The organism is Aeromonas sp. S16(2024), assembly GCF_041403065.1.
Lineage (GTDB): Bacteria > Pseudomonadota > Gammaproteobacteria > Enterobacterales > Aeromonadaceae > Aeromonas.
Genome location: NZ_JBGLQX010000004.1, coordinates 99,424 through 116,575 on the forward strand (window position 1 = coordinate 99,424; position 17,152 = coordinate 116,575).

Below are 17,152 nucleotides of genomic sequence, written 5' to 3' on the forward strand. Positions count from 1 at the left end.
GAGCTTGATATTCTCGGCGGCAATCCCACTCTCATACACCCTTCGGAGGTTCGCATGGGCCGTCGTTTTGCCCTCGCACTCAGCCTGCTCGGCTGTTCAGCCCTTTCCCTGCCTGCCGTGGCGCAGGAACGTATCGTCAGCATAGGTCCGGCCACCACAGAGCTCATCATGGCCCTGGGGGGCGAGCAGAGCCTGATTGCCACCGACGTCAGCAGCCCTGAACCCAAGGGGCTGCCGAGAGTCGGCTACCACCGCGCCCTGGCTGCCGAAGGGATACTGAGTCTGGCTCCGACCCGACTGGTCGGCAGCGACGAGATGGGGCCGCCACCGGCCCTGGAACAGCTGCGCCGGGCCGGGCTCGAGGTGACAGTGCTGCCGACGGCACCCACCCTGGCCAACCTCAACGAGCGGATCGACGCCCTGGCCGGCTTGCTGGGCAATCAGGCCGCCGGCACCAGGCTGAAGGCCGAGATCGCCGTCCAGAGCGACAAGCTGGCGGCCCAGGCAAAACAGAACAAGCCCCTCAAGGTCGCCTTCCTGCTGCTACACAAGGGCCAGCCCACCAGCATAGCCGGCGGCAATACCACCGCAAGCGCCCTGGTGACCCTGGCCGGCGGCGTCAACCCGGTCGCCCGCTTGCACGACTACAAGCCCGTCTCCACCGAATCCCTGATCGAACTGCAGCCGGATCTGGTGCTGGTGAGCGGCCGTGACTGGCAACAATATCAGAGCGTCGACAGCGTGCTGGCCCAGGTGCCGGCCCTGGCCGCCACCCCGGCGGGCAAGAACAGGGCCATCCACGCCATCGACGGTCACGCCCTGCAAGGGGGGCTCAGCCTGAGATCCTTGCAGCAGGCCAACCAGATAGCCCAGTGGATCAAGCAGGGTTCATGATGCGTCTGCCGCTGCCCTGGCTGCTCGCGCTCACCGGCTGCACGCTCGCCCTGCTACTGGTCGGCTCCCTCGCCACCGGCCCCATGTCGCTCTCCTTCGCCGAGAGTCTGCAGGCCCTGTTTGCCGGCAAAGAGAGCGGGATAGAGGCACACAAGCTGCTGATAGTGCAGGAGATCCGCCTGCCACGCACCCTGCTGTGCATCGCCGTGGGGGGCATTCTCGGCCTCTGTGGCGCCGTGATGCAGGGGCTGTTTCGCAACCCCCTGGCCGACCCCGGCATCATAGGGGTCTCCGGCGGCGCGGCGCTGGGTGCCGCCCTGGCCATAGTACTGCTGGCCCCCCTCGGCCAGCAGTTGCAGAGCCTGCTCGGCCTCGGTCTGCTGCCCCTGCTTGCCTTCCTCGGCGGGGCGCTCACCACCACGCTTGTGTATTTGCTCGGCACCCGTGAGGGGGGCACCTCGGTCACCGTCATGCTGCTGGCGGGCGTCGCCATCACGGCGCTGTCAGGGGCCGTGATAGGGCTGCTCACCTACCTCGCAGACGATCAGATGCTGCGCAACCTGAGCCTGTGGCAGATGGGCTCCCTGGCCGCCGGCAAGCCGGTGGACGTGGGGCTGGCGCTGCTGACCCTGGTCGCCCTGCTGTGGCTCTTCATGCGCGATGCCAACCCCCTCAACGCCCTGCTGCTGGGGGAAGGTGAGGCCCGTCATCTGGGGGTCAATGTGCAATGCCTCAAGCGGCGTCTCATCCTGCTCACTGCCGCCGGCGTCGGCGTGGCGGTGGCGGTGGCCGGCATGATCGGCTTCGTCGGTCTGGTGGTGCCCCACCTGGTGCGGCTGCTGGCCGGGCCCAATCACGTCAGGCTGCTGCCGCTCAGCGCCCTGCTCGGCGCCGCCCTGCTGCTGGGGGCCGACATGCTGGCCCGCACCCTGCTGGCACCGGCCGAGCTGCCGGTGGGCATCATCACCGCCCTGCTGGGTGCCCCCTTCTTCATCTGGCTCTTGGTCAAGAGTCGCCGGACGCTGTAACAGGAGAACGCCACCTTGCCCGGATCCCCCTCCCCCCTGCTCGCTTGCCGCGGTGTCAGCCTCACCCGGGGCAATCGCCTCATCCTGGACAGCCTGGATCTCGACCTGCATGGGGGCAGTCTGACCGCCCTGCTCGGCCCGAACGGGGCGGGCAAGAGCTCGCTGCTCAAGTGCCTGACCGGCGAGCTGGCCTATGACGGCAACATCTCCCTGTTCGGTCGCAAGCGGCAAGAGTGGGCCGGCGATGCCCTGGCCCACAGAGTCGGAGTGCTGCCCCAGAGCTCGTCCCTGAGCTTCCCCTTCCTGTGCGAAGAGGTGGTGGCCATGGGGCGGTTGCCCCACAGCGAACCCGTCAGCCGCCGCGACCAGATAGTGCGGGCCGCCATGACCCATGCTGGGGTCGAGCACCTGGCCGGCCGCCTCTACCCCGGCCTCTCCGGCGGAGAGCGCCAGCGGGTGCAGTTCGCCCGGGTACTGGCCCAGATCTGGCAGGAGCCGTCACCGGAACGGCTGCCTGATCCCGAGCAGCCGCGACTGCTGCTGCTGGACGAGCCCACCTCGGCCCTCGATCTCAAGTACCAGCATCAGCTGCTCACCATGGCCCGCGCCCTGGCCGCCCGCAATACCGCCGTGCTGGTGGTGCTGCACGACCTCAACCTGGCGGCGCGCTACGCCGACCGGCTGGTGATGCTGGAGCAGGGCAGGCTGATGGCGGACGGCTCCCCGGCCGAGGTGCTGACCCCCGAACTGATCGCCCGCCTCTACGATTATCCCGCCCAGGTGATCCATCACCCCGAGACGGGACAGCCCATGGTGGTGTGATATCGGTGGTGGTGCGAACACGGGCGCATCGTCCTTCGTATCCACGACTACCCCGCCCAGGTGATCCATCACCCCGAGACGGGACAGCCCATGGTGGTGTGATGGCGGGCGCATCGCCCTCCCTCTCCACGACTACCCCGTCCAAGACATCCACCACCCCAAGACGGGACAGCCCATGGTGGTGTGGATCAAGTCAGGCTCCCGAATAGCAAAAGAGCGCCATCAGGCGCTCTTTTGCTTGCAAAGTGGAGGGAGGCTCAGGCGATCTGGTAGCGGCCCGGCTTGTGGTTGAGTGTCAACACCAGGTTACAGATGATGGCCGCGACCACGGAGAGCGCCAGCAGCCAGGGGGAGACCACGAAGAAGGAGGCGATGACGATGGCGCAATCCAGCCCCATTTGCAGCTTTCCGGCGCGGATGCCGAACTTGTCCTGAATAAACAGCGCCAGGATATTGAAGCCCCCCAGGCTCGCCTTGTGGCGGAACATGATGAGCAGCCCCATGCCGATCAGGGTGCCGCCGATCAGGGCCGCATAGACAGGCTCTATCTTGCCTATCTGCAGCACGGCGTTGAGGTGATCCGTCATGAAGGAGACGGTGGCCACGGCGGCGAAGGTGTTGAGGGTGAAGCGCGGCCCCATCCTGAGCCAGGCCAGGGCGTAGAAGGGCAGGTTCATGGTGAAGAACAGCAGGCCGAAGCTCAGGCCGGTGACCTGCTGCAGCAGCAGCGCCAGCCCGGCGGTGCCGCCGGTGAGCAGACCGACCTGATGAAACAGGAAGATGCCGAGGGAAACGAAGCCTGCCGCGGTCAGCAGGGCGAGCACATCCTCATAGAGCGGATGAGCCGAGCGGGGAGTGTTGTCCATAACCTTATGTCCAGTAGCGAAGTGAAAAGAGTGTCTGAGGCCCGGTGACGGGCGCGAGCCCCGTGAGTCGGGACTTCGTTATGGTCACAGTGTCCATTTTGAGTGACCCGGATCACAAGTACGGGATCGCATGCGCCGAAATGGTGCGCGTCAGCGCCGCGTTACAACCCTTGCACCAAAATATGTCACACCCTTCCCCTCTCAGGCTGAAGCCAGCCTGAAGCGCATCTGAAAAACCTGGGCTATCTCGCTGCCAGCAGGCGGGAATCGTTCTAAAATGGCCCCCTTGCCACAGGCTGCGGAGCGACAGCAGATGAGAGTCAGCGTATTCGGAATAGGTTATGTGGGGTTGGTTCAGGCCGCCGTGCTTGCCGAGATGGGCCACAGGGTAACCTGCGTAGACGTGGACGCCGCCAAGGTCGAGCGCCTCAAAGAGGGCATGATCCCCATCTTCGAGCCCGGCCTCGCCCCCCTGGTGCAGGCCAACCATCAGGCCGGTCGCCTGCAATTCACCACGGACGTGGCCGAGGGGGTGGCGTTCGCCGAGCTCATCTTCATCGCTGTCGGCACCCCGCCCGATGAAGACGGCTCGGCCGATCTCAAGCACGTGCTGGCGGTGGCCGGCACCATAGGCCGATTGATGCAGGGCGGCAAGGTGGTGGTTAACAAGAGCACAGTGCCGGTCGGCACCGCCAACCGGGTGCACCGGCATATCGCCGCCATCCTGCGCGATCGCGGGGTCGACTTTCCCCTCGAGGTGGTCTCCAACCCGGAGTTTCTCAAGGAGGGGGCCGCAGTGGCCGACTGCCTGCGGCCGGATCGCATCATCATAGGCACCGACTCGGCCCACGCCCTCTCCCTGCTCGAAGAGCTCTATGCCCCCTTCAACCGCAACCGGGATCGCATCATCCAGATGGACGCCCGCAGCGCCGAGCTGACCAAGTACGCCGCCAACGCCATGCTGGCCACCAAGATCTCCTTCATGAACGAGATGGCCACCCTGGCGGAGAAGCTCGGGGCCGACATCGAAGCGGTGCGCAAGGGCATAGGCGCCGACCCGCGCATCGGCCATCACTTCATCTATCCCGGCTGCGGCTACGGCGGCTCCTGTTTCCCCAAAGACGTCAAGGCGCTGATCCACACCGCCGGCCAGATTGGCTGCGATGCCCCTTTGCTCCATGCGGTGGAGCGGGTCAACGACGGCCAGAAGCACAAGCTCATGGCCCGCCTGCAGCAGCACTTCGGCAGCGATCTGACGGGGCGGACCTTCGCCCTCTGGGGCCTGGCCTTCAAGCCCAACACCGACGACATGCGCGAAGCCCCGAGCCGGGTACTGATGGAGGCGATCTGGGCCGCCGGCGGCAAGGTGCAGGCGTTCGATCCCGAGGCCATGAGCGAGGCCCAGCGTCTCTATGGCCTGCGGGACGATCTGACCCTGTGCGGCACCCAGGAGGCCGCCCTCAAGGGGGCCGACGCCCTGCTCATCTGCACCGAATGGCAGCAGTTCCGCGCCCCGGACTTCGAGCTGCTGCGCCAAACCCTGAAACAGGCCGTCATCATCGACGGGCGCAACCTCTATGACCCGGCCCGCCTGCGCCAGCGCGGCTTCACTTACTACGCCATAGGCCGGGGCGACAGCCTGACCGCCGGATTGCGCGAGGAGCAACGGCAATGAAATATCTGGTCACCGGCGCCGCCGGCTTCATCGGCTTTCATGTGGCGCAGAGGCTCTGCCGCGACGGCCATCAGGTGGTTGGCCTGGACAACCTCAACGACTACTACGAGGTGAGCCTGAAGGAGGCGCGGCTGGCACTGCTGCTGCCACTGCCCGGTTTTCGCTTCGAGCGCGGTGATCTCGCCGATCGCGCTGCCATGGCGGCGCTCTTTGCCCGCGAGCGGTTCGATCGGGTGATCCACCTGGGGGCCCAGGCCGGGGTGCGCTATTCGCTGGACAACCCCTTCGCCTATGCCGACAGCAACCTCACTGGCACCCTCACCGTCCTCGAGGGGTGCCGCCATCACGGGGTGCAGCACCTGGTCTACGCCTCCTCCAGCTCGGTGTACGGCCTCAACGAGCAGATGCCGTTCAAGACCTCGGACGGGGTGGATCACCCCGTCTCCCTCTATGCCGCGAGCAAGAAGGCGGGCGAGCTGATGGCCCACTCCTACTCCCACCTCTATGGGCTGCCCACCACGGGCCTGCGCTTCTTCACCGTCTACGGCCCCTGGGGGCGACCCGACATGGCGCTGTTCAAGTTCGTGCGCGCCATCCTGAACGGCGAGCCCATCGACATCTACAACCAGGGCCGGCTCAGCCGGGACTTCACCCACATAGACGACATAGTAGAGGGGATAGTGCGGGTCGCGGACAGGCCCCCGCAGGGCGACCCGGACTGGCAGGGGGCGGTCGACGCCAGCCCAGCCCCCTACCGCCTCTTCAACATCGGCCATGGCAGCCCGGTGCGACTCATGGATTTCGTGGAAGCCATAGAGGCGGCGCTCGGCAAGCGGGCCATCCGCAACCTGCTGCCCATGCAGGCCGGGGACGTGCAGGCGACCTGGGCCGATACCCAGGCGCTGTTCGATGCCACCGGCTACAGAGCCCAAGTCGGGCTCGAGGAGGGGGTCGCCAGCTTCGTCGACTGGTACAGGACCTACTACGGGGTATGACCCCATCGCCCGAGATGAAGAGGGGCTGCCACTGGCAGCCCCTTTTGCCGGGTCCCGGCCTCAGGGACCCGGGGTATAGCGGAAGGGGTCGAGCCTGGGGGTCAACCCCTGGCATGCGGGCTTGAGGGCCTCAGCCCCCGCCAGCAGCCAGTCGGTGCGATGGCGGTTGCCGAGGTTTTCCATCTTCTCAGGCTCGAAACACAGCACCATCAGATCCGCGCTGCCCAGCACATGGCGCCTGGGCGCTGCCGCCACCCAGGCCGCCGCCTCGCGAGCCTGCTCCCCATCCCCCAGCAGGTAGGGGTAATGTTGCACGGGTTGCCGGGCGAACAGCAGGTGCTGCTCCTTGAAACCGGCAAGCAGCAGCTCGTCCCCCGCTGGCACCCGCTCCGCCACCAGCGCCATCACCCCTTGCGGCGTGCGCATGTCGTTGAGGCGCACGCAAATCCAGCAGGAGTAGAGCAGCCAACCCACCGCCAGCGAACAGAGGATGGCACTGAGCGGCGCCCGGCGCAGCAGCACATTGATCAGCAGCAGCGCCGCCCCCAGCACCAGCAGGGGCAGCCAGGGGGCCGGTCCCAGCTCCCCCAGCCGGTTCGCCAGCTTGTCGCTGACGGCCAGAGCCCCGGCGCCACCCAAGCAGACGATCCCCAGCAGCCAGCCGAGCCCCCCCAGCAGACGCGCGGGCCAGACCCGCGCCAGCAGCGCCCCCATGTAGGGAGCTGCCAGCAGCGCCAGCGCCGGGGTGCCCGGCGTGACATAGACGCCGCGTTTACCCGGCGACAGGGAGAAGAAGAGCACCACCAGCACCAGATAACCGAGCAGCAGTATGACGCGTTTGTCCTGCTCCTGGATGGCCTTGCGCCAGGCCACCACCAGCCAGGGCAGCAGCAGGGAGAGTGGCAGCCAGAACGGCGGGATCACCGAGCTGAGGTAGTACCAGAAGGGTTTGACGTGATGCCAGGCATTCGCATAGCGGGTCACCGTCTGGCGCAGCAGTATGTTGTCTCTGTAGGCCTGCAGCACTGGGTCTCCGCTCTGGGCCACCGCCGTCAGCATGGGCACCAGCCACAGCCCGATGGCCAGCAGCATGAACAGCGGCCCCGCCAGCGCCTTCAACCAGTCGGCAGGGGAGGCGGCGCGGATCTTGTCTCTGTGGGTCCAGATTGCCGGGATCAGGATCAGCAGGGCCAGCAGCCCCACCCCCTTGGTGATGATGCCGAGCCCGGCGGCAAACCAGCCGAGCCAGTACCAGCGCCAACCTCCCCCGCAGAGCAGAAAACGCACGAAACCGTAGACCCCTAGGGTGATGAAGCAGGTCACCAGGGCGTCTATCTGGGCCGTCTTCGCCTGCAGGGTGAACTGGACGGTGAACAGCAGCAGCAACCCGGCCATGAAGCCCGTCGCCGGGCTCCACAGGCGGCGACCCAGATCCCATACCAGGGCTATGGTCAGCAGGCTCGCCAGCAGGGAGGGGAGCAGAAACGCCACCTTGATGGAGCCGGTCAACAGATAGCCAAGGGCGATGCCCCACATAAACAGGGGGGGCTTGTCCGGATAGATCTCGCCGCCGCGCATGGGGAACAGCCACTGCCCGCTCTCCACCATCTCCTTGGCGACCAGGGCGAAGCGCGGCTCGTCGGCAGGCCAGGGATCCCGCAGCCCGAGGCCGGCACCCAGCACTATCAGGGCGATCAGCAGCAGCCAGCCGAGTGAGGCCTGATTGAGCAAGAAGCGGTCATTTGTCATGGTGGATCTCGTTGTCATCGACGGCCTTGCTATGGTGGATCTCGTTGTCCTCGACGAGCTTGTCCCGCTTCCAACCCCTGTGCTGGATATCCAGGTAGAGGCTGTAGAGGGCGGTGAAGGTGGGGAAGAGGTTCTGCAGCACGCCGACGGAGTCCTGCTTGGGGGAGAAGACGAAGTAGCTCAGCGTCATCAGGCTGCCGAGCACGCTCATGTACCAGAACAGGCGCGGGATGACGGGTTTGCCGGCCCGCTTGGAGGCCAGGAACTGCACCAGCCAGCGGCCGCCGAACATCAGGGCCCCCGTGTAGCCGATGAGCTTCCAGCCGGTCACATGCAGGCCGGTCCAGTCGAACCAGGTCAGCTCCATGGAGAGCAGGGCATCGATCATCGCCGCCCTCCCGGGTGCAACCCGCCGACATGCAGGGCAAGCTCATCCCTATCCAGCCAGATCGACGGCAACGAAAGCAGGGGCTCCATCACTCCAGCATCTCCCTGACTTCGACCACCTTGGATCGGCGCTGCAGCCACCAGACACCGACCACGTCCACCAGCCCGACCCAGAGCCGGTTCCAGACCCCGTACTTGGAGACACCCGCCTGCCGTGGCCTGTGGTTGACCGGCCAGGGGGACATGCGCCCGCCCTGGGCCTGGATCAGGGCCGGAATGTAACGGTGCATGTGGTTGAAACCGGGCAGGCGCAGATACCAGTCACGCCGCACCACCTTGAGACCGCAGCCGGTATCCGGGATGCCGTCCCGCAGCAACAGATCGCGAAAACCGTTGGCCAGCCTGGACGAGAGGCGCTTGACCCAGTCATCACGGCGATTGACACGGTGACCGATAAGCCCCACCTGGTACTTGTCCGAGGCGAAGCGGCGCCTGGCCTCCTCCAGCATGGCGGGAATGTCGGCCGGATCGTTCTGGCCATCCCCGTCAAGCACCACCAGCCAGTCGCCACGACCCTGGCGCACGCCGCTGAGCACCGCCATGCTCTGGCCGACGGCCCTGGCATGGCGGATCAGGCGCAGCCCGGCATAACGCCTCTTCAGCTCGCACAGGACGGCATAGCTGTCATCCTCGCTGCCATCGTCCACATAGATCAGCTCGTAGCTGTATTTCCCCGCCAGCGCGGCATCTATCTCGCCGATGAGGGGGGCCAGATTGTCCCGTTCATCCTTGGCGGGCACTACGACAGAGACATCGATCGAATCAACCATATGCGCTTCCCAATCATGACGAAGGATGCAATCGGTTCGACTGCGTCCCCCATTTCTATTCTCTCGACAAGCTGGCTAACATCATGCAAATACAAGACGTTAGAGTGCAAGGCCGGCAGTTTATTGCCCCGAAAGTAACAAATCCATCAATTTGAGTTGTGCCGCGAGCAGAGGGACTGACCGCGCACACTCCAGACTCCCCATCACACTCACCAGGAGCCCTTTTTTTCTCTGCCAAAAGTTCCAGACCGTTTTCATCTCTGATGGCCTGACACATAACCAGATGTTCCATCCCCTGGCTGGCGTCCCCCCCATATCGGGCCTATATCTTCCGGATACTAATTCGAGGTATCCATCATGCAGAGACTCTGCACCTGGGGCTGGGGAGTCCTGCTGCTGCTTGCCACCTCCTCCCATGCCGACACCTTTCGCCAGGCCCCCAAGGCCATGAGCGCCTTGCGCCAAGGCGCCGCCATGGAACAGAGCAACCCGCGGCGAGCCATAGCCCACTACTGCACCGCGGCCAGCATGGGCAGCCCGGAGGCCTACTATCGCATCGGCCGCCTGCTGGCTCGCGGACCCCAGGGGATCCGCAGCCCTCGCCACGCCAACGCCTACCTAGCCATGGCCATGCGCCTTGGCAATCAGCAAGCCGCTCGTTACTACAACGAGCGGGTGGGCAACGCTCCCCTTGGCACCTGTGGTATCGGCGGGGGCGGAGGCGGCGCCCCCTGGGTACGCCCCAGCACCCCCTTCGATCAGGATAGTTATCTGGCCCGCCAATCCCTCACCAAACAGAAGCTGGCCGTCATGATCCGCCAGGCCGCCCACCGTCACAAGGTCGACCCCCAGCTGGCGCTCGCCATCGCCATCGCCGAGTCCAATCTCAACAGCACAGCCGTCTCCCCCAAGCAGGCGCAAGGGGTCATGCAGCTCATTCCCGAGACCCAGGTGCGCTTCGGCGTGACCCGCCCCTTCGACGCCCAGCAGAACATCCGCGGCGCCATGATCTACCTGAAGTGGCTGGAGAAGCAGTTTGGTCCCGACTGGGTCAGGATCAGCGCCGCCTACAACGCCGGTGAACAGGCCGTGATCCGCCATGGCGGCGTACCGCCCTACCAGGAGACCCAGGAGTATGTGCAGCGAGTGCTCTACTACTCGGGGCAGGACCCGGCCAAGAGCACCAGGCAGCCCCGCTGACCCCTGGCATAAGCTGATCCCATGACTTCTCAAGGTCGGCTGATGAATCCTATCGAGCCAGAATTAAGGAAGTCTTAAGCCGGCTCGGCCCGAAACCCTGACCGGGCATCTGCCAGATGCCCGCCTCTTTTCATCCCGCTGCCGATGGGGCTCCCTGCACTCAATACTCCCCGGTTGTCTACTTTGCCGCCCTCTTCCCATTGGTTTACAATCGACGGGTTTTTTGGAACCGGGTCGGCCCCTGCCGACCAGGCCCCACCACGACGTCAGTTTGTTAATGCAAAGACATTAAACTGCTGAAAAGGAAGAGAATTAGCCAATGGCTCAATTTATTTACACCATGAACAGGGTCGGCAAGGTCGTGCCGCCCAAGCGTCATATCCTCAAGAACATCTCCCTCTCCTTCTTCCCGGGCGCCAAGATAGGCGTGCTGGGTCTGAACGGTGCCGGTAAATCCACCCTGCTGCGCATCATGGCGGGGATCGACACCGAGATCGAAGGGGAAGCCCGTCCGCAGCCCGGCATCAAGATCGGCTACCTGCCCCAGGAGCCCAAGCTGGATCCGGAGCAGACAGTCCGCGAGGCGGTGGAAGAGGCGGTCGGCGAGGTGAAACGCGCCATGGCTCGCCTGGATGAGGTCTATGCGGCCTATGCCGACCCGGATGCGGATTTTGACAAGCTGGCCCGCGAACAGGGCGAGCTGGAAGCCATCATCGCCGCCCAGGGTGGTCACAACATGGAGAACCAGCTGGAGCGCGCGGCCGACGCCCTGCGCCTGCCGGCCTGGGACGCCCAGATCAAGCACCTCTCCGGGGGTGAGCGCCGCCGGGTAGCCCTGTGCCGCCTGCTGCTGGAAAAGCCGGACATGCTGCTGCTGGACGAACCGACCAACCACCTGGATGCGGAATCCGTGGCCTGGCTGGAGCGCTTCCTGCACGACTACGAGGGCACAGTCGTCGCCATCACCCACGACCGCTACTTCCTCGACAACGTGGCGGGCTGGATCCTGGAGCTGGACCGCGGCGAGGGTATCCCCTGGGAAGGCAACTACTCCTCCTGGCTGGAGCAAAAAGACGCCCGTCTGGCGCAGGAAGCCAGCTCGGAAGCGGCCCGTCGCAAGTCCATCGAGAAGGAACTGGAGTGGGTGCGTCAGAACCCGAAAGGCCGTCAGGCCAAGTCCAAGGCCCGTATGGCTCGCTTCGAGGAGCTCAACACCAACGACTACCAGAAGCGCAACGAGACCAACGAGCTGTTCATTCCGCCCGGACCCCGTCTCGGCGACAAGGTGGTGGAGGTGGCAAACCTCTGCAAGTCCTACGGTGACAGGCAGCTGATCGACGATCTCTCCTTCGCCATTCCGAAGGGGGCCATCGTCGGCATCATTGGTCCGAACGGCGCCGGTAAATCCACCCTGTTCCGCATGATGTCGGGCCAGGAGCAGCCTGACTCCGGCACCATCACCCTGGGCGATACAGTGGTGCTGGCGTCTGTGGATCAGTTCCGCGACAGCATGAACGACAAGAAGACGGTGTTCGAAGAGGTCGCCGACGGTCAGGACATACTGCGCATCGGCAACTACGAGTTCCCGAGCCGTGCCTACATAGGTCGCTTCAACTTCAAGGGCGCAGATCAGCAGAAGCGGGTCGGCGAGCTCTCCGGTGGTGAGCGCGGCCGTCTGCACCTGGCCAAGCTGCTGCAGACCGGCGGCAACGTCTTGCTGCTGGATGAACCGACCAACGATCTGGACATCGAAACCCTGCGCGCCCTCGAGAACGCCCTGCTGGAGTTCCCGGGCTGTGCCATGGTCATCTCCCACGATCGCTGGTTCCTCGACCGTATCGCCACCCACATCTTGGACTACCAGGACGAGGGCAAGATTGCCTTCTTCGAGGGCAACTTCACCGAATACGAAGAGTGGAAGAAGAAGACCTACGGCGCCGACGCCGTCCAGCCGCACCGCGCCAAGTACAAACGCATCGCCAAGTAAGCGGACCGTCATGCAAGCGAAGTGATGCGTCGCCCCATCAGGGTGATGGCAACGTCACAAGGGGAGCCCGGGCTCCCCTTTCTCTTGCCTTTTCGCTTACAATCTTCCCGCTTCCCCCTACCGGCACTCACCGATGACCCAGACCAGCGCCCCCCCGAAGAGACTCACCATCCAGATCCGGATCGAACCCGGCTGCCTGGGCCCGGATGGCAAGCGCCACATCGATACCTTCTGCGCCGCGGCCAGCCGGATCTTTGCCGCCATCGAACCCGAGCGGGTGAGCTGGGTGCTGCTCCCCCGTCATGACAAGCAGTTGCCCGAACAGGCCTACTTCATCGACGGGCGCACCCTGAGCGAGGCGCAGGCCAGCCTGCTGCTGCAGCGCATGGGGCTGACGCTCGCCACCTTGCAGGAGCACAGCGACGCCGTGCTGGCCCAGCTGGTGGAGCGCTACCTCAAGAGCCGCTGAGGGGCGCCATGGCAACACAAGCCTCTATCGAACCTTGTTTTTGCACCTCGATGGGCAAACGTTTGAATTTTTACTCTATTCATTGATCCGCCTCGCAGATCCGGGGTTTGTAAACGTCGCCGCCTGTGTAAAAATGTGCGCGCTGTCACGGTATCAGGACGAGTCTGGTCACTCAGTCGCCAGAAACAGGGCCATTTACCCCGCATGGATGGGATTGGCCGTTCGCCTGCTGCTTATTTCACGTCACCCATTGGAATCCAACATGAATCAACAACACCAAGCTGCCAGCCAGGCCGCCGGGCAAGGATTGCTCGAGCGCCTGTTTGCCCTGAAAGGCCATGGCACCACGGCCCGCACCGAGGTCATCGCCGGCATCACCACCTTCCTGACCATGGTCTACATAGTGTTCGTCAACCCGCAGATCCTCTCTGCGGCGGGCATGGACACCCAGGCGGTGTTCGTCACCACCTGCCTCATCGCCGGCATCGGCAGCATTCTCATGGGGCTGCTCGCCAACCTGCCCATCGCCCTGGCCCCCGCCATGGGACTGAATGCCTTCTTCGCCTTCGTGGTGGTGGCAGGCATGGGTTACTCCTGGCAGGTCGGCATGGGCACCATCTTCTGGGGCGCCTTAGGATTGCTGATCCTCACCCTGCTGCGGGTGCGCTACTGGCTGATTGCCAACATCCCCCTCACCCTGCGGGTCGGCATCACAGCCGGCATAGGCCTGCTGATCGCCCTGCTCGGCCTGCACAACGCCGGCATCGTAGTGGCTAGCCCCGCGACCATGGTGACAGTGGGTGACCTCACCTCCCTGCCCTGCCTGCTGGGGCTGCTCGGCTTCTTCCTGATCTGCATCTTCTCCGCCCGTGGCGTGCACTCCGCCGTGCTGATCGCCATCGTCGTCACCACCACCCTGGGCTGGCTGTTCGGCGATGTGACCTTCAAGGGCTTCGTCTCTGTGCCGCCGAGCATCACCCCCGTCTTCGGTCAGCTGGACCTGATGGGATCGCTGGACATCAGCCTGGCCGGGATCATCTTCTCCTTTATGCTGGTCAACCTGTTCGACTCTTCCGGCACCCTGATCGGCGTCACCAACCGCGCCAAGCTGGCGGATGACAAGGGCCACTTCCCGCGCATGAAGCAGGCGCTGGTGGTGGACAGCGTGAGCTCGGTCGGCGGCGCCTTTATGGGCACGTCATCGGTCACCGCCTATATCGAGAGCAGCTCAGGGGTGGCCGTCGGCGGCCGTACCGGCCTGACCGCCATCGTGGTTGGCGTGCTGTTCCTGCTGGCGATCTTCTTCTCCCCGGTTGCCGCCATGGTGCCGGCCTATGCCGCCGCCGGCGCCCTCATCTACGTGGGGGTGCTGATGTGCTCCGAGCTGACCCGGGTGAAGTGGGAAGACCTGACCGAGGCGGTGCCGGCCTTCATGACAGCCGTGATGATGCCGTTCAGCTTCTCCATCACAGAGGGGATAGCCGTGGGCTTCATCTCCTACTGCGTGATGAAGGCGGGCACCGGCCGCTGGCGCGAGATCAACCCCTGCGTGCTGGTGGTGGCCCTGCTGTTCGTGCTCAAGTTCGTCTGGGTCGACAGCCACTAATCCCGGCTTTCGCATACAAAAATGCCCGTCATCGACGGGCATTTTTTATGGCTGGCAAAGGGCAGGGTTCAACGGATGCCGCGGGCCTCGCGGATCCACTCCCAGGCCTGCTGGATCTCCTGGGTCTTCTCCTTGGCCATCTCCATCATCTCGGGGGGCAGCCCCTTGGCGGCCAGCTTGTCCGGGTGATGCTTGCTCATCTCCTTGCGATAGGCGCGCTTGATATCCTGATCGCTGTCGCTCTCGCTCACCCCCAGCAGCTGGTAGGCATCCTTGAGGCGATCCTGGGAGGGGGCCTCCTGCCGGTATTGCTGCCCTTGTCCACCCTGCTGCTGGCGGTGGAAGAAGTTCATCTGCGCCTCCGCCATCGCCAGGATCCGCGCCAGCTCGATACGGCTGAAGCCGAGCTCGTCCGCTATGGTCTGCAGGATGGCACGCTCGTTGGCCTCCACCTTGCCATCGGCAAAGGCGGCCTGCAGCTGCACCTCGAGGAAGAAACGCAAGATGTCGCGCTGCCCCAGGCTCGCCTGGCGGAACTCCGCTAGGGTTTCGCGCAGCGGGAAATCGCTCTCCTTGCCCTGGCGGAACGACTCCTGGGCTCGCACCCGCTGCTCGCCGGAGAGGCGCATCCTGTCCATCAGGCTGGAGGCGACCCGGATCTCGTGCTCGGTGACCTGACCGCTCGCCTTGGCGATGTGGCCCATGACGGCGAAGGTGGCGTGGAAGAAGACTGCCTGCTGCTGCTGGCTGGGAGCTCGCTGGAACGCCCCCCGAATGCCCATGCCCCGATCGAAGCGGTGGCCGATCCAGAGGCCGAGCAGGGCGCCGAAGATGTTGCCGAGCAGAAAACCGAAGAAGGCGCCAAGCACCTTACCCCAAATACGCATGGTTCAAGACCTCGTGATGTTAATGAGTGCCGGCAAGCAGCTGGTCATCCAGCTCCCGCAGCCGATCGACGGTACCTATGTCCCGCCACTCGCCGGCCAGCAGGCTGCCCCCGATCCGGCCTTGCGCCATCCAGTCGCGCAGCAGGGGGGCCAGCTTGCGGGCACCGCAAGGCAGGGAGACAAAGGCCGCCGGGTGATAGAGGCCGACGCCGCTGAAGGTCAAGGCCGGCGCATCCAGCACCCGACCGCCTTGCAGGGAGAAATCACCCTGAGGGTGCTGGGGCGGATTGGGCACCAGCCAGAGATGGGCCAGGTCATCCGCCAACGGCTGATTCACCAGAGCGCCATAATCCCCATCAATCCAGGTATCGCCGTTGATCACCAGAAAGGGTTCCGGGCCCAGCAGTGGCAATGCCTGCACTATGCCTCCCGCGGTCTCGAGGGCACTCTCCTCCGCCGACCACAGGATCTCGACGCCAAACTGGCGGCCATCGCCGAGCGCCTCCACCAGCTTGTGGCCGAGCCAGGCGTGATTGATGACCAGCCGGGTCACCCCGGCGGCCTTGAGCTTCTCGATGTGGTGGACGATGAGGGGCTTGCCTCCCACCGCCAGCAGCGGCTTGGGCAGCAGGTCGGTGAGCGGGCGCATCCGCTCGCCACGGCCCGCGGCCAGGATCATCGCCCTCATGACGATGCACCGCTGACACTGGCTTCGGCCTGAGCCAGCCCCGGCAACACCACCTGCTGCAACCAGTCGCCGAAGCGGGCCAGCACAGGATAGACGGCGCCATGGGTATGGCAGACATCCACCACATAGCCCAGGGTACGGGGGATGTCCTTGAGGTAGCCGGACTTGCCGTCGCGGTGATAGAGGCGGGCGAAGAGGCCGGCCGCCTTCAGGTGGCGTTGCATGCCGGTCAGGTCGGCGTGACGACGGAAGCTGGCATAATCGAGCCCGTCGAGCAGACCCGCCCGGCTCAGGGTGTCGAAGCCATGGCCCATGCCCTGCTCGATCACCTCATCGGGCCAGCGCACGTAGCAGTCTTTCAGCAGGGAGACCAGGTCGTAGCTCAAGGGACCCATGACCATGTCCTGGAAGTCGATGACGGCAAGCCGGCTGTCGTCCGCCGTATCGCCGCCGCACACCATCAGGTTGCGGCTGTGGAAGTCTCTGTGCATCACCCCCTGGGGCTGGGCCAGGTTGTTCTTGGTGAGGCAGGCGAACATCTCGTCCAGCAGTTGCTGTTCGGTCTCGCCGAGACTCAGATGCAGGTGATGACCCAACAGCCACTCGGGGAAGATGGCGTTCTCGCGGGCCATGAAGGCCTCGTCGAAGGGCTCGAGCTCGAGCGCCACCGATCCGAGCCGGGGCAGCAGGGCGATGGCCTTGCCATACCAGGCCAGCACGTTGCCATCGTTCAGGCAGCCGATAAGCTGGGTATCGCCAAGGTCACTGACCGCCAGCAGCCCCTGCTCATAGTCGACCCCCTTCACCTCGGGGGCCAGCAGCCCAACGCCGTGCAGGGCGGCGGCATTGCGAACGAATTCATGATTTTTTTCGGTTTTCGGATTAGCATCCACCCACACCAGGCCACCACCACGGAAGTAGCGGCGGAAACTGGCGTCACCGGAGATCAGGGTCAACTGGAGGTTGGCATCACCGGTAATCCGGCGTGCCCATTGCAATAGCAGGGAAGCGCGATCGTGCATGAGTCGGGAACCAAATTGGAAAGCAGCACTTGGCTGTTAGCCCTGGC

At 64.8% G+C, this 17,152-nt stretch carries 16 protein-coding genes; 9 read left to right on the forward strand and 7 right to left on the reverse strand.

The features are described from left to right. Positions 1 to 54 precede the first annotated feature (54 nt). From ACB030_RS04655 to ACB030_RS04665, 3 genes are read left to right on the forward strand one after another with little or no spacing between them, the layout of a single operon-like run. Positions 55 to 894, forward strand: a complete 840-nt coding sequence (locus tag ACB030_RS04655) for a hemin ABC transporter substrate-binding protein (RefSeq protein WP_371158410.1) — start codon at positions 55 to 57, stop codon at positions 892 to 894. Continuing rightward, a complete protein-coding gene (locus tag ACB030_RS04660; RefSeq protein ID WP_371158412.1) occupies positions 891 to 1,922 on the forward strand; it encodes a FecCD family ABC transporter permease in 1,032 nt (343 codons plus the stop codon). The genes ACB030_RS04655 and ACB030_RS04660 overlap by 4 nt, the downstream gene beginning before the upstream one ends. Positions 1,923 to 1,937: 15 nt before the next feature. Then, on the forward strand, positions 1,938 to 2,744 hold the full coding sequence (locus tag ACB030_RS04665; protein WP_371158414.1) for a heme ABC transporter ATP-binding protein: 807 nt from the start codon (positions 1,938 to 1,940) through the stop codon (positions 2,742 to 2,744). Between the two features lie 257 nt (positions 2,745 to 3,001). Here ACB030_RS04665 and ACB030_RS04670 read toward each other — a convergent pair whose 3' ends face one another. After that, positions 3,002 to 3,610: a YitT family protein gene (locus ACB030_RS04670; protein ID WP_202047080.1), complete on the reverse strand. Its 609-nt coding sequence runs from the start codon at positions 3,608 to 3,610 to the stop codon at positions 3,002 to 3,004. A 313-nt stretch (positions 3,611 to 3,923) separates the two neighbouring features. Here ACB030_RS04670 and ACB030_RS04675 point away from each other — a divergent pair, with 313 nt between their 5' ends. Next, positions 3,924 to 5,285, forward strand: a complete 1,362-nt coding sequence (locus tag ACB030_RS04675; protein WP_371158416.1) for a UDP-glucose/GDP-mannose dehydrogenase family protein — start codon at positions 3,924 to 3,926, stop codon at positions 5,283 to 5,285. Beyond that, entirely contained in the window at positions 5,282 to 6,280 is a 999-nt protein-coding gene (locus tag ACB030_RS04680; RefSeq protein ID WP_371158418.1) for an NAD-dependent epimerase, read from the forward strand. The genes ACB030_RS04675 and ACB030_RS04680 overlap by 4 nt, the downstream gene beginning before the upstream one ends. A gap of 60 nt (positions 6,281 to 6,340) precedes the next feature. Here ACB030_RS04680 and ACB030_RS04685 read toward each other — a convergent pair whose 3' ends face one another. The 3 genes from ACB030_RS04685 to ACB030_RS04695 form a co-directional block, all read right to left on the reverse strand. Continuing rightward, entirely contained in the window at positions 6,341 to 8,029 is a 1,689-nt protein-coding gene (locus ACB030_RS04685; RefSeq protein ID WP_371158420.1) for an ArnT family glycosyltransferase, read from the reverse strand. Further along, on the reverse strand, positions 8,019 to 8,417 hold the full coding sequence (locus tag ACB030_RS04690; RefSeq protein ID WP_371158422.1) for a lipid-A-disaccharide synthase N-terminal domain-containing protein: 399 nt from the start codon (positions 8,415 to 8,417) through the stop codon (positions 8,019 to 8,021). The genes ACB030_RS04685 and ACB030_RS04690 overlap by 11 nt, the downstream gene beginning before the upstream one ends. An 88-nt stretch (positions 8,418 to 8,505) precedes the next feature. Further along, complete coding sequence (locus tag ACB030_RS04695; RefSeq protein ID WP_371158424.1) at positions 8,506 to 9,246, reverse strand: glycosyltransferase; 741 nt, start codon at positions 9,244 to 9,246, stop codon at positions 8,506 to 8,508. Positions 9,247 to 9,603: 357 nt separating this feature from the next. Here ACB030_RS04695 and ACB030_RS04700 point away from each other — a divergent pair, with 357 nt between their 5' ends. From ACB030_RS04700 to ACB030_RS04715, 4 genes are all read left to right on the forward strand, one after another. Continuing rightward, positions 9,604 to 10,446, forward strand: coding sequence for a lytic transglycosylase domain-containing protein (locus ACB030_RS04700; RefSeq protein WP_371158426.1), 843 nt, complete (start codon positions 9,604 to 9,606; stop codon positions 10,444 to 10,446). A 319-nt stretch (positions 10,447 to 10,765) separates the two neighbouring features. Further along, positions 10,766 to 12,433, forward strand: coding sequence for an energy-dependent translational throttle protein EttA (gene ettA / locus ACB030_RS04705; RefSeq protein ID WP_371158428.1), 1,668 nt, complete (start codon positions 10,766 to 10,768; stop codon positions 12,431 to 12,433). Positions 12,434 to 12,566: 133 nt separating this feature from the next. Then, a complete protein-coding gene (locus tag ACB030_RS04710; protein ID WP_371158430.1) occupies positions 12,567 to 12,902 on the forward strand; it encodes a hypothetical protein in 336 nt (111 codons plus the stop codon). 262 nt (positions 12,903 to 13,164) lie between these two features. Further along, positions 13,165 to 14,508 (forward strand): NCS2 family permease, encoded by a 1,344-nt coding sequence (locus ACB030_RS04715; protein ID WP_371158432.1) that lies wholly within the window; start codon positions 13,165 to 13,167, stop codon positions 14,506 to 14,508. 68 nt (positions 14,509 to 14,576) lie between these two features. Here ACB030_RS04715 and djlA read toward each other — a convergent pair whose 3' ends face one another. From djlA to ACB030_RS04730, 3 genes are read right to left on the reverse strand one after another with little or no spacing between them, the layout of a single operon-like run. Then, complete coding sequence (djlA, locus tag ACB030_RS04720; RefSeq protein WP_371158434.1) at positions 14,577 to 15,395, reverse strand: co-chaperone DjlA; 819 nt, start codon at positions 15,393 to 15,395, stop codon at positions 14,577 to 14,579. 19 nt (positions 15,396 to 15,414) lie between these two features. Next, on the reverse strand, positions 15,415 to 16,083 hold the full coding sequence (murU, locus tag ACB030_RS04725) for an N-acetylmuramate alpha-1-phosphate uridylyltransferase MurU (RefSeq protein WP_371158436.1): 669 nt from the start codon (positions 16,081 to 16,083) through the stop codon (positions 15,415 to 15,417). Continuing rightward, the gene (locus ACB030_RS04730; protein WP_371158438.1) at positions 16,080 to 17,105 is read right to left on the reverse strand and encodes an aminoglycoside phosphotransferase family protein; all 1,026 of its coding nucleotides are present in this window, start codon (positions 17,103 to 17,105) and stop codon (positions 16,080 to 16,082) included. The genes murU and ACB030_RS04730 overlap by 4 nt, the downstream gene beginning before the upstream one ends. Positions 17,106 to 17,152: the final 47 nt, after the last annotated feature.

Coding starts and splice junctions, on each gene's coding strand:
- ACB030_RS04655 (WP_371158410.1), top strand. CDS start 55: ATGGGCCGTCGTTTTGCCCTCGCACTCAGCCTGCTCGGCTGTTCAGCC.
- ACB030_RS04660 (WP_371158412.1), top strand. CDS start 891: ATGATGCGTCTGCCGCTGCCCTGGCTGCTCGCGCTCACCGGCTGCACG.
- ACB030_RS04670 (WP_202047080.1), bottom strand. CDS start 3,610: ATGGACAACACTCCCCGCTCGGCTCATCCGCTCTATGAGGATGTGCTC.
- ACB030_RS04675 (WP_371158416.1), top strand. CDS start 3,924: ATGAGAGTCAGCGTATTCGGAATAGGTTATGTGGGGTTGGTTCAGGCC.
- ACB030_RS04680 (WP_371158418.1), top strand. CDS start 5,282: ATGAAATATCTGGTCACCGGCGCCGCCGGCTTCATCGGCTTTCATGTG.
- ACB030_RS04685 (WP_371158420.1), bottom strand. CDS start 8,029: ATGACAAATGACCGCTTCTTGCTCAATCAGGCCTCACTCGGCTGGCTG.
- ACB030_RS04690 (WP_371158422.1), bottom strand. CDS start 8,417: ATGATCGATGCCCTGCTCTCCATGGAGCTGACCTGGTTCGACTGGACC.
- ACB030_RS04695 (WP_371158424.1), bottom strand. CDS start 9,246: ATGGTTGATTCGATCGATGTCTCTGTCGTAGTGCCCGCCAAGGATGAA.
- ACB030_RS04700 (WP_371158426.1), top strand. CDS start 9,604: ATGCAGAGACTCTGCACCTGGGGCTGGGGAGTCCTGCTGCTGCTTGCC.
- ettA (WP_371158428.1), top strand. CDS start 10,766: ATGGCTCAATTTATTTACACCATGAACAGGGTCGGCAAGGTCGTGCCG.
- ACB030_RS04710 (WP_371158430.1), top strand. CDS start 12,567: ATGACCCAGACCAGCGCCCCCCCGAAGAGACTCACCATCCAGATCCGG.
- ACB030_RS04715 (WP_371158432.1), top strand. CDS start 13,165: ATGAATCAACAACACCAAGCTGCCAGCCAGGCCGCCGGGCAAGGATTG.
- djlA (WP_371158434.1), bottom strand. CDS start 15,395: ATGCGTATTTGGGGTAAGGTGCTTGGCGCCTTCTTCGGTTTTCTGCTC.
- murU (WP_371158436.1), bottom strand. CDS start 16,083: ATGAGGGCGATGATCCTGGCCGCGGGCCGTGGCGAGCGGATGCGCCCG.
- ACB030_RS04730 (WP_371158438.1), bottom strand. CDS start 17,105: ATGCACGATCGCGCTTCCCTGCTATTGCAATGGGCACGCCGGATTACC.